Origin of the sequence: Gottfriedia luciferensis (genome assembly GCF_001712755.1) — a bacterium.
Lineage (GTDB): Bacteria > Bacillota > Bacilli > Bacillales > Bacillaceae_G > Gottfriedia > Gottfriedia luciferensis_B.
Window position 1 is genome coordinate 340,907 of sequence record NZ_MDKC01000002.1, and the last position, 12,010, is coordinate 352,916.

Sequence of the window (12,010 nt, forward strand, 5' to 3'; positions counted from 1 at the left end):
AGGCACTCAACTATGGAGAGTTGAGTGCTTTTTTATTTTTAAGATTAAATCTGAAGTGCAAATAAACAAGGTAGAGCTGCAAATAAAATCAGTGAAACTGCAAATAAAAAAGGTGAAACTGCAATTAAAATCTGTGGAGCTGCAAATAAAATAGCGGAAACTGCAATTAAATCTGTCAAGATGCAATTAAAAAAGCTAAAACTGCAAATAAAAATTGTCAAACTGCAATTAAAAAAATCGAGACTGCAAATAAAATCACTAAAACTGCAAATAGGAGCATGAATTATGAATAAACTAAGCGAAAATCACGGGAATAAACAATAAATAAGAATAAGGAATCAATAATTCTTTATTTTTCTCGTTCTTTCATATATTTTTCCGCAAGTAATTGTTTAACTTGATTATATGTCAAACCAGAATTTGCATTTTTTCTTTTCACTTCGTTTATGTCAGTTCCAGTTATCGTAAAACGTTTATCTTTCATTTGGTTTCATCTCCAAAACAAAATTATATAATCTTATTATTTATTAGTTAAATGGAAAATATCCAAAAGGATTGATTAAAAGAGCAATTAAATTAATTAGTAAGATATGTTAAAATTATAAAGATAAATAGAGTAGGAGATAAAACCATGCATGAGATTTTCTTTGGGTTATTAGGTTTCATATTTCGCTTAATATCTTGGTTTGTTATCGAAATAATCGCTCAATTTTTCTTTGATTATTTGCCAAAAAAATTTTTTGGTTATTCGTTTTATGAGAAAGATGTGGAATTGATTGAAAAGAGAATTACTATATTGAAAAAAGAAGAGTGGTTTAAACCATATGAAATGTATTTACTAGAAATATCACAAAGAAAGAGTATTCAAAGGTTAATTTTAAAAGCAAATATGCATGAAATTATATCTATTGTTGAAAAGAGAAATGAATTCTTAACTGAATTAGATCGGCGATTATTTGACCTAAATCCAAATGGAAGTAGAAATAGAAAAACGAGCCTAGATTAAAGGCTCGTTTTCTTATTTTTTATAAACTTTTACAGTAACTGTTTTAACTCCCCATTTTTGGGCATTTTTCTGACTTGGGATAAATACATCAATTTTATTTCCTTTTAGAGAACCACCAGTATCTCCAGCAATTGCATAGCCATAGCCTTCTACATATACTTTAGAACCTAAAGGAATTACTTTTGGATCAACAGAAATAACTTTTGCTTTTGGATTCTTTTTTAAATCTATGCCAGTAGCTGTTTTACCACTACATCCTTTACAGCTACCAGTGTAAGCTGTAGCTTTCATTTTAATTACTTTATAAGGTGTAGCAGCTTTAGCTGTTGTTTTTTTAGTTGTTGTTGTTTTTTTCTTAGTTGCCGGTTTAATTTGTAATACTTGATTTACTTTAATTAGGTCTGATTTTAAATGGTTCCAAGATTTAATCTGAGAAACTGTTACCTTTTGTTTTTTTGCGATAGCAGATAAAGTATCACCAGATTTAACTTTGTATGTTGCTGCGTATGTATTTGTCGTAAATCCCATTGTTAGAATAACAGTAGTAACAAAACATGTCATTAATTTTTTCATATTTCCCGCTCCTGTCCATCTTCTATGTATAATACTTTACCATGGGAATGTGACAGTAAGATTTCAGTAGTTTTATTTTATATTACAAATATATTACCTTTTTTTATAATTTTCTATAAATTCTGCATAATAACTACAGTTCATTTCGACATAGTTCCAATTTAAGAATGTTCATCCCTGATTTATGAGCAAAGATCCTTGATTTTAAAGGGCTAAAAGAGGTGAATTGAAAAGTGAATAGGAAGATAGTTAATCAGTAAAAACTGTTCAATCAGGTAATAAATAGTCTAGAAAAACATACTTTTTTAGGACAATTGAGATGGGTTTTATTAATTTAGAATTAAAAACTATGTAACATTTAGTGATGTTTTGTAATATTTGCTTTTAATTTAAGGCTAAACAGAAACTGAATTTTAGTTCTAAAAACTTCTAAATTTTACTAAAAACTAACTCAAACTGAATCGTGCTAAACATTTCTTTCTATTATAAATAGACAAAATGTACGATTACAGCAAAATTTAACAAGCTTGTGTAGGATTTAAAATTGGTAAAAGTAGTATGATTAGACTAAATATTTTGAATAATGTATAATAACAAATGTACTTAAAAAACCAAAAGGTGGGGTCGTATGTCAACAAATACATATTCACTTACATGGGATTTAGATGTTTTCTTTAAAGGAGGCAGTGAATCTCCTGAATTCGCATCATACATAATAGAAATTACCAATTTAGTAGAAAGAATTGAAAAACAAGTTTCTTTGTTTTCTGCTCCTAAAAGTAGTGATGAAGTTGAGGAATTAGCTGATATCATAGGTAATATTGAAGTAATAGGTAAGAAATTATCGCAAGCTAGTGGGTTTGTTAGCTGTTTACAAGCTCAAAATATGGCTGATCAAAAAGCTAATTTATTAAGAGGAAAGTTAACGCAGCTATATGCAACATTTTCTACGTCTTTAACAAAATTCCATAGTCAACTAACGAAAATTGAAGATTCTGTTTGGAAAGATATTTTAGAAACTGATGAGTTTAAGGGAATTTCTTTCGCATTAAATGAGCGTCGTCAAAATGCTAGTGAATTATTATCAGTTGAACAAGAGGCATTAATTACTGCCCTTTCAGTTGACGGATATCATGGTTGGGGCCAAATGTACGATACTGTTGTTGGAAAAATGCAGATCGAACATGATGATAAACTTTTATCTGTTGGTCAAGCATCAAATCTATTTTCTTCTAAGGAACGCAATGTGCGTAAAGAGATTTTTGAAAAATGGGAAGAAACATGGGGAGAAGAGTCAGATTATTTCGCTAAAATATTAAACCACCTTGCAGGTTTCCGTTTAAGTGTATATGGACAACGTGGATGGAATAATGTATTAAAAGAACCATTATCAATCAATCGTATGAGTCAAGAAACACTTGATTCAATGTGGGGTGCGATAATCGACAATAAAGCGCCATTTGTTGAATATTTAGAAAGAAAAGCTAAATTACTAGGCGTAGATAAATTAAGTTGGTATGATTTAGATGCGCCTGTGGCTGATATTGATTCTACCGTTTCATATTCTGAAGGTGCAGAATTTATATTAGATCAATTTGGTAAATTTGGTGAAGAGTTAACTAGTTTTACAAAGATGGCTTTCGAAGATTCTTGGATTGAAGCGGAGGATCGTGCAGGTAAACGTCCAGGAGGTTTCTGTACAGGATTTCCTGAAAGCAGCCAATCACGTATTTTCATGACATATTCAGGTACACCTTCGAATGTTTCAACATTAGCACATGAATTAGGTCATGCTTTCCATTCATTTGCGATGAAAGATGTTCATACACTTAATAAATATTATGCGATGAATGTTGCTGAAACAGCTTCTACATTTGCAGAAATGATTGTAGCTGATGCAGCTGTTAAAAATGCGAGTTCCGATCAGGAACGTTTAGCTCTTTTAGAAGACAAAATTCAACGAAGTGTAGCATTTTATATGAATATTCATGCTCGCTTCTTGTTTGAAACGCGTTTTTATGAAGAGCGTAAAAATGGTGTTGTAAGTAAAAATAAAATAAATGAACTGATGGAAGAAGCTCAAAAAGAAGCGTATTGTGGGGCTTTAGAAGAGTATCATCCACATTTCTGGGCATCAAAACTACACTTTTATATTACAGGTGTACCGTTCTATAACTTCCCATACACATTTGGATACTTATTCTCATTAGGAATTTATGCAAAAGCATTGGAAGAAGGAAAGAGCTATGAACAGAAATATATTGCTCTTTTAAAAGATACAGCTTCTATGACAGTTGAAGAATTAGCTCAAAAACATTTAGGTGTAGATTTAACAAAACGTGATTTTTGGGAGAAGGCAGTAAAACTATCTCTTAAAGACGTTGAAGAATTTTTATCAATCACTGAATGATAACTTTCTATGAGGAGGACTCGTTTAATTACGAGTTCTTTTCATGTTTTAAATGCCTTTATTAACATTTTTGTAGATTTATTAAAAAGAGATAAGAAAATACGGAGGGGTTTTTAATCATTACCTCTTTAGTAGGGGAGTGACTAAAGTGAATAGTTTTAAATTTTTAAAACCATATAAAATAACAATTTTCGCAAGCATAGTCTTTTTACTATTAGAATTAGTCGTTGAATTATTTCAACCATATATTTTATCTAATATCATTAACAATGGAATAGTTCACAAAGACATGGCTTATGTTACAAAATGGGGAATCGTCATGATCGTGTTATCGATCGTTGCTTTTATTGGAGGAGTATTAAATACTTTTTATGCAACTCATATTGCTCAAAGCTATTCATATACGTTAAGGAAAACATTATTTGAGAAAGTACAAACTTTTTCATTTACGACGTTTAGTTATTTACCAACTTCATCAATCATTACTAGATTGACAAATGACGTTTCACAATTACAAAGTGCCGTATTTATGAGCTTAAGAATTATTTTGAGAGCACCATTAATCGTAACTGGTAGTGTCGTAATGGCATTAATTTTGAATTGGAAGCTTTCATTTATTCTATTTTTAATTTTACCTTTTTTATTTATCTTCCTAAATTGGATGGTTAAAAAAGGTAGAAGGCTATTTAAGAATGTTCAAGATAATGTGGATATTGTAAATAGTGTGCTAAGAGAAAATTTAGTTGGAATGAAATTAATTAAGGCATTCGTACGAAATGACTATGAAAATAATCGATTTCAACATATAAATCAAAATTTAAAACAAAAAACCTCAGTTGCTTTACGAACAATGGAAATTACGATGCCAGTCATGCTTCTATTTATGAATGCTGCGGTTTTGATTGTATTGTGGTTTGGAAATAGTAAAGTACATTCACATGAAACAAATATTGGAGATATTGTTGCAATCGTAAATTATATTTCTCGTATTACTTCATCATTTACTGTTTTTTCATTTATTATTAGTGCATTTTCAAGAATGAGAGCTTCTTCTGAACGGATCGATGAAATATTAACGATTGAAGAAGACTTTGTAGAAAAGAATGAAGGAAACCAACTTACAGATCGATTGGAAGGAAAAATTCAAATCCATCAAGTTTCTTTCAGTTATCCTAACTCTGAAAAAGAGGTGTTAAAAAATATTTCATTTGTTGCATATCCTCAAACAACAATTGCGATATTGGGCTCAACAGGGTCTGGAAAAACTTCTTTATTCCAATTAATCCCTCGCTTATACGATGTTAATTCTGGAACAATCTTAATTGATGATCAAGATATACGTAAAATAAACAGTAAGCAACTGAGAGGACAAATTGGATATGTACCACAAGAAGCTTTACTATTTACAGGTACAATCAAAGAAAATTTACTAATGGGTAGAGAAAGTGCATCAGATGAGGAAGTTTATTTAGCTGCTAAACATGCACAAATTCACGATTCAATTTTGACTTTCCCAAATGGATATGAAAGTTTAATTGGTCAAAAAGGAGTTAACCTTTCTGGTGGTCAAAAACAAAGACTTTCGATTGCAAGAGCGATTCTTAGAAAACCTAGTATCTTATTACTTGATGATAGTACTAGTGCATTAGATTTAAAAACCGAAGCTAGTTTGATTGAAGCTCTAAAAAATTACGACTGCACCACATTAATCATCACTCAAAAGATCAGCACAGCAAAAAATGCAGATAAAATATTAATTATAGATGAGGGTGAGCTTGTAGAAGAGGGTACACATGAATCTTTATTAAAAAGTTCAAAATTATATAAAGCAATCTACTATTCACAATATGGAAGGGAGGAAATTCATAATGTTAAAGGAGCTAACTAAACCTTTCCAATATAAACACTTACAATTATCAAAGGAAAAGAAGAAAAAGGAAGCTTCTCGAGCAGATAACGTTTCCTCAACATTGAAAAGAATATGGTCTTACCTAGCATTAATGAAAGGTAAATTAGTTGTCGTACTTTTAATGGTTTTAGCAAGTTCTGTACTCGGTTTATTAGGACCTGTATTAGTTGGCTATTCAATCGACCATTATATTCTAAAAGATAATTTAAGTGGTTTAAGTTGGTTAATCGTTGCTTTAGTGTTTATTTACTTAGGCTATTCAGCATCATTGTTTTTACAAAATTTTTGGATGATCGATATTGCTCAAAACACTGTAACAAAAATGAGGACAGAATTATTTAATATGTTTCATAAATTACCTATGTCATTTTTTGAAAAAAGACAACATGGAGAGTTAATGAGCCGTGTAACAAATGACTTGGAAAATGTAAGTTCGACTTTAAATACATCAGTAATCCAAGTTTTTTCAAGTGTTTTAACTTTAATTGGTACGATTTCAGTGATGCTTTGGTACAGTCCAATCTTAACTTTACTGACTTTATCAATTGTTCCAGTTTTAATAATTGGTATAAAATGGATTACGCACCGTACTGGCCAACTCTATAAAATCCAGCAACGTAACTTAGGTGAGTTAAATGGATTTATTGAAGAAACTGTTTCAGGCCAAAGAATCATCAAAACTTTTTCTCAAGAAGATAAAATGATTCGAGATTTTTTAAATAAAAATGAAAAATTGAAAAACTCAGGATTTTGGGCTTTTATCTTTGCCGGATTTATTCCTAAATTCATGAATGTATTAAACAATGTAAGCTTTGCAATCATTGCAGGTATTGGTGGCTACTTTGCCTATAAAGGACATATCTCGATTGGTACAATTGTTGTATTTACTGAGTATTCAAGACAATTTACTCGACCACTAAACGATTTATCAAATCAGTTTAATACATTACTTTCTGCTATTGCTGGTGCTGAAAGAGTATTCTCAATCATCGATGAAGATATTGAAGCGATTGATGAATCCCACATAATTAACGATCAAAAAGTTATTCAAGGTGAAGTTGAGTATAAAAATGTTAATTTTTCTTATGGGAAGGATTCAAATACATTAACAAATGTTTCATTCAAAGTATCACAAGGTGAGACAATTGCTCTAATCGGAGCAACTGGTGCAGGTAAAACTACAGTAGTAAATTTACTTTCGCGCTTTTATCAAATCAATAGTGGTGATATACTCATAGATGGTGTAAGTATTGGACAATATTCTAGAAAAAATTTGAGACAGCAAATGGCATTTGTTTTACAAGATTCATTTTTATTTAAAGGAACAATTCGAGAAAATATTCGCTATGGTCGTTTAGATGCAACAGATGAAGAAGTAGAAGAGGCTGCAAAGCTTGCCAATGCACATAGTTTTATTATGAAATCTTCAAAAGGATATGATACAATCTTAAATCAAGATGATCAGCAAATTAGTCAAGGTCAAAAGCAACTTCTCTCAATTGCTCGAGCTATTCTAGCAGATCCTGCAATTTTAATTTTAGATGAAGCAACAAGTAGTATTGATACAATTACTGAAATTAAAATTCAAGAAGCTTTACAAAGACTAATGCAAGGCCGAACAAGCTTTGTCATTGCTCATCGACTAAATACAATTAAAAATGCTAATCAAATACTTGTTTTGAAAAATGGAATGTGTATAGAGAGAGGTTCACATGAAGAACTAATTGATAAACAAGGATTTTACTATGAATTAGTAAATCATCAAGGGATGAGTGAAGATCAGCATATACAATAAAGGGTGGAAGCATGGATTACAATTCGTTTAAAGAAATTATTCACGGAAGAAGAAGTATTCGAAAATTTACTGATCAAGCAGTATCAAATGAAATAATTGAAGAAATTATTGACTGCGCACGTTATGCTCCAAGTGATACAAACTCACAAACTTGGGAGTTTATCATTATTAAAAACACTGACAAAATTAAAAAAATTGAAGAGATGACATGGGATTCTCTACATGAAGTTGCTGAAAAAGCAAAAGAAAAAGGATTAGAAAAAGAAGGTAAACTATTAGTTCGTTCTTTTGGTCCTTATGCAACAGCATTTAGAGAAGCACCAGTTTTAATTATTTGTTTAGCAACACCTTATGAATCAAAATTCAGAACAAAAATATTTGATCCAATTGGCTTTGTTGAAAATGAAGTTTGGAAAGAAGAAGGAATTAAAAGCAGCTGCTTAGCATCACAAAACCTAATGTTAGCAGCCCATGCATTAGGCTTAGGAACATGTCCAATGACAGGTCCAGTCTTACTTGCTCAAGATAAACTAAGAACGTATTTAGAAATTGAGGAAAACCGCGAAATTAACATGGTTATTTCACTTGGATATCCATCTGAACCAGCGAAAAAACTTGCACGTAAAGAAGTTGCAGAAATTATTCGTTACGTTGATTAATAAAATTAAGTAACCCACGAGGAAATTACTCGTGGGTTTTTTGTATTTTTATAGAACAATCGACTGGATATTGAATAGAATATCTCTTCGATTAACAAAGTTCATTGCCTGCTTGAGCAATAACTCGCATTTAAAGATGAAATTTTAGATCAATTCAAAATATTATATTAGTATAAAATAACGATTGAATTTATATTAATATATTTGTATAATTACTCAAGTGATTAATAAGTAGAAGAATTTTTTCTGAAAGGTGCAGTATCATCATGAATTCGACTAAAAAATTAGGGGTAATGGGTTTATCATTTTTAAGTATAAATGCAATATTAGGTTTACGTAATATTGCTTTTGCTTCAACAATCGGTCCTTCAGCTTTATTTTATTGGATTGCTGCAGCGTTAATTTATTTTATTCCAATTGGATTGATTGTAGCAGAGTTATCTACAACCTATCCAAATCAAGGCGGAATGGGTGTTTGGGTTCGAAAAGCTTTTGGCGAGAAGGCGTCATTTTTATGTTCGTGGTTTTTTTGGATTGCTAATTTTACGTATTATCCGTCACTTTTATTAACTACAACAATTGCGATTGCATATGGAATTAACCAGCCACAAATGGCAAGTCATCCTATGAAAACAGCTATTATATCTAGTATTATATTTTGGATTGTTACATTACTTACATTAAAAGGTACTAAAATGAGCGGAAGGCTTGCATCGATCGGGGCTCCACTTGGCGTATTAGTACCGGCTATTTTAATATTTGGCTTTGGATTTTATAGTATGTTTAGCGGTGAACCAAGCGCTACCCACTTTACACAAAGTACAATCATGCCAAATAATTTATCATTTGGAACGATCATGTTTTTATCAACACTAATGTTTGGTTTTTCAGGGGCAGAAATGCTAGGAACGATTGCAGGTAATGTAAGAAACCCACAAAAAACATTTCCTAGAGCAATTTTAATTACATCAATTATTATTGCATTAGTATATATACTTGCAACAGTTGCTTTCCAGTTTGTCATTACAATTTCATCTGACCAAACTGCGACGGCACTTTACTTATTTGCGGATAAAATAACTTCACAATTTGGACTGGATTTTTCACTTTCTCAAATTTTAGGAATCTGCTTTGTATTAGCATTTGTAGGATCTCTTTCATTTTTAATTTTGAATCCAAGTGTAATGATTGCTGAAAGTGCAAAAGAGGTACTTCCTAAAAATTTATTAAAAGAAAATAAAGATGGTATGCCATCAATTTTAATATTAGGTCAAGCAGCGGCAGTAACGCTAATTTTAATCCTATCTGCATTTGTACCAAGTGTCTCAAAGGCATTAAATATGTTAATTTTAATGTCAACATTGGCATTTTTTATTCCTTATGTATTTTTAATTAGTGCGTATCTTAAACTTCGTATGACTGATAAAAAAATAAACAGACCGTTTAAAATTAAAAGTAATTCACTAGCCATTTTCGTTGCACTCATTGGAATGATTTCAGTAGTTGGAACAATCGGTTTAACGCTTATTCCAGCTCCAGATACGACATTACTAGAATATTTACCTATCGTACTTGGACCAATTTTATTTGGATGTATTGGATTTATACTTTACACTAATGGAACGAAAGGTAAAAAGAAACAAATGAAAAACTAATAAAAAAACCTAAATTATTTTGAAATAATTTAGGTTTTTTTGATGTTTTTAGAAAAGAGACTCTAATTCAGTCACTAATGAACCAACATACTCAACAGCTTCCTTGATTGGTGCACTTGTTGTTAGATCAACACCTGCCATTTTTAATAGTTCAACAGGTTTTTTCGATCCACCTGTTTTTAATACTTCAATCCATGAATCAATAACAGGTTGGCCTTCTGAAGCAATTCTTCGTGAAATTGCAGTAGATGCAGTCAATCCAGCAGAATAAGTATATGGATAAAGTCCCATATAATAATGAGGCTGGCGCATCCAAGTTAAACTTGCACCTTCATCTATTTCAACAGAATCTCCCCAAAATTCTTTCAGAACATTCCCTTTAACTTCACAGAAGGTCTTCGCTGTAAGAGGCGTACCTTTTTCAGAAAGGTCATAAACTCTTCTTTGGAACTCACCTTCAAGTAAATGAGTTACAAAATTATGATAATAAGTACCTAGTAATTGCAGGATCACCCAACGCTTCATTTTTGGATCATTCGTTTGTTTTAATAAATATTGGCCTAATAACATTTCGTTAAATGTCGAAGGTGCTTCTACGAAATACATAGAAGGACGTGTATTTACAACACGTTGATATTTGTTTGCATAATAAAAATGACCAGCATGCCCTAGCTCATGAGCAAGGACAAATGCATTTCTCATCGTATCCTGCCAGCTAATTAAAATATATGGATGCACTCCATACGGACTAGAGCAAAATGCACCTGTTGATTTTCCAACATTATCGGAATAATCAATCCAACGCTCATCAAACGCTTTTTCCATAATTGAAACATAGTCAGGTCCCATAATTTCTAGTGATTTTAAAATCGTTTCTTTTGCTTCTTCATAAGTAGTGCTTGGGTTGAAATCTGGATCTAGTGGTGCTTTTAAGTCATAGAAATGTATCGTTTCAAGTCCAAGTTGTTTTTTCTTTAAGTTAGCTAGTCTACGCATATGTGGAGCTAATTCCTTAAAGATGATATTTAATTGATTATGATACATTTCTAAAGATACTTTATGATCTTCAAGTAGCATTTGCGTAACTGAGTCATAATTACGTAATTTACTTAATGCGACTTCCTTTTTTACTTGAGTAGCATAAATCGAAGCATATGTATTTTTGTATTGGGTAAGTGTTTTAGTAAAAGATTCATACGCTTGTTTACGCACTGTTTGATTTGGAGAGAATTCATATAAGTTTTCGAACATGGCAAACGAATTTTCTAATTCTTTTCCATTTTCATCTTCAAAGGAATCGAATTTTAAATCAGCGGCCTTACTTGTTTGGTAAATTCGATATGGGGCAGAAGTAACTTCACCAAGCGCAGCTAAAGCCTCTTCAGTTTCAGGGAGTAATATATGTTTTTTAGATGCAATAATTTCTTCTAATAATAATTTAAAGACCTCAATTTCATTTTCTTCCTTAATAAATCCTTCTAACATTTCGTTATTTAAATGTAAAAGCTCTGATTGAATAAACGTTAAAGTTGTATTTGCTTTTGTACTTAAGCTAGAAAATTGTAAACTATCAGATTGATTTTGAGAATCTGAACCATCTCCAGACTGAAGTAAGCTTACATATGTACCACAACGAATTAATTGAAGCATAATCGATTCATAAGTTAATAAAGCCTTTTTTAAAGATTCAGCAGACTTAAGGACAGAACCTTTTAGCGATTTCGCCTCTACTAGGTCATTCTCAATTAGTTCTAAAGCAACTAGCCACTCTGCACGAGTCGGAAATAAATCCTCTAATTTCCATGTCATTTCTGTTGGAACCTCAGCACGTGTTAAACGTTTTACTAACATTTTTTCCATCAAATTGCCTCCTTTATTAGTAGTTGGTACGAATCTATTATACTGTATAAAAACAAATAAATGGTGGAATTATTCGATAAAATAGAAAATTATAACAATTTCACTGCACAAGCCGTCATTATTTTGATAAAATTAATTGTATT

Annotated in this window: 9 protein-coding genes; 6 read left to right on the plus strand and 3 right to left on the minus strand. The window is 31.3% G+C overall.

Annotated features, from left to right (window positions below; translation table 11 throughout):
• Positions 1–349: 349 nt before the first annotated feature.
• Positions 350–484, minus strand: a complete 135-nt coding sequence (locus BED47_RS24320) for a hypothetical protein (protein ID WP_091021372.1) — start codon at positions 482–484, stop codon at positions 350–352.
• 147 nt (positions 485–631) lie between these two features.
• Between BED47_RS24320 and BED47_RS04215 the strand changes: the two genes are divergently transcribed.
• Positions 632–1,006 carry a hypothetical protein gene (locus tag BED47_RS04215; RefSeq protein ID WP_069032555.1) on the plus strand — a complete coding sequence of 125 codons (375 nt, stop codon included), beginning with the start codon at positions 632–634 and terminating at the stop codon, positions 1,004–1,006.
• A 12-nt stretch (positions 1,007–1,018) separates the two neighbouring features.
• Here BED47_RS04215 and BED47_RS04220 read toward each other — a convergent pair whose 3' ends face one another.
• Positions 1,019–1,579: a 3D domain-containing protein gene (locus BED47_RS04220; protein ID WP_025671360.1), complete on the minus strand. Its 561-nt coding sequence runs from the start codon at positions 1,577–1,579 to the stop codon at positions 1,019–1,021.
• Between the two features lie 628 nt (positions 1,580–2,207).
• Between BED47_RS04220 and BED47_RS04225 the strand changes: the two genes are divergently transcribed.
• The 5 genes from BED47_RS04225 (at position 2,208) to BED47_RS04245 (ending at position 10,007) form a co-directional block, all read left to right on the plus strand.
• Positions 2,208–3,989 (plus strand): M3 family oligoendopeptidase, encoded by a 1,782-nt coding sequence (locus tag BED47_RS04225; protein WP_069032556.1) that lies wholly within the window; start codon positions 2,208–2,210, stop codon positions 3,987–3,989.
• A gap of 148 nt (positions 3,990–4,137) precedes the next feature.
• The gene (locus tag BED47_RS04230) at positions 4,138–5,877 is read left to right on the plus strand and encodes an ABC transporter ATP-binding protein (RefSeq protein WP_069032557.1); all 1,740 of its coding nucleotides are present in this window, start codon (positions 4,138–4,140) and stop codon (positions 5,875–5,877) included.
• Positions 5,858–7,693: an ABC transporter ATP-binding protein gene (locus tag BED47_RS04235; RefSeq protein WP_069032558.1), complete on the plus strand. Its 1,836-nt coding sequence runs from the start codon at positions 5,858–5,860 to the stop codon at positions 7,691–7,693. Before BED47_RS04230 ends, BED47_RS04235 begins: the two co-directional genes overlap by 20 nt.
• Before the next feature lie 11 nt (positions 7,694–7,704).
• A complete protein-coding gene (locus BED47_RS04240; protein ID WP_069032559.1) occupies positions 7,705–8,352 on the plus strand; it encodes a nitroreductase family protein in 648 nt (215 codons plus the stop codon).
• 266 nt (positions 8,353–8,618) lie between these two features.
• The gene (locus tag BED47_RS04245; protein WP_069032560.1) at positions 8,619–10,007 is read left to right on the plus strand and encodes an APC family permease; all 1,389 of its coding nucleotides are present in this window, start codon (positions 8,619–8,621) and stop codon (positions 10,005–10,007) included.
• Positions 10,008–10,055: 48 nt separating this feature from the next.
• On the opposite strand, the gene pepF is transcribed toward BED47_RS04245, so the two are convergent.
• On the minus strand, positions 10,056–11,867 hold the full coding sequence (gene pepF, locus BED47_RS04250) for an oligoendopeptidase F (protein ID WP_069032561.1): 1,812 nt from the start codon (positions 11,865–11,867) through the stop codon (positions 10,056–10,058).
• Positions 11,868–12,010: the final 143 nt, after the last annotated feature.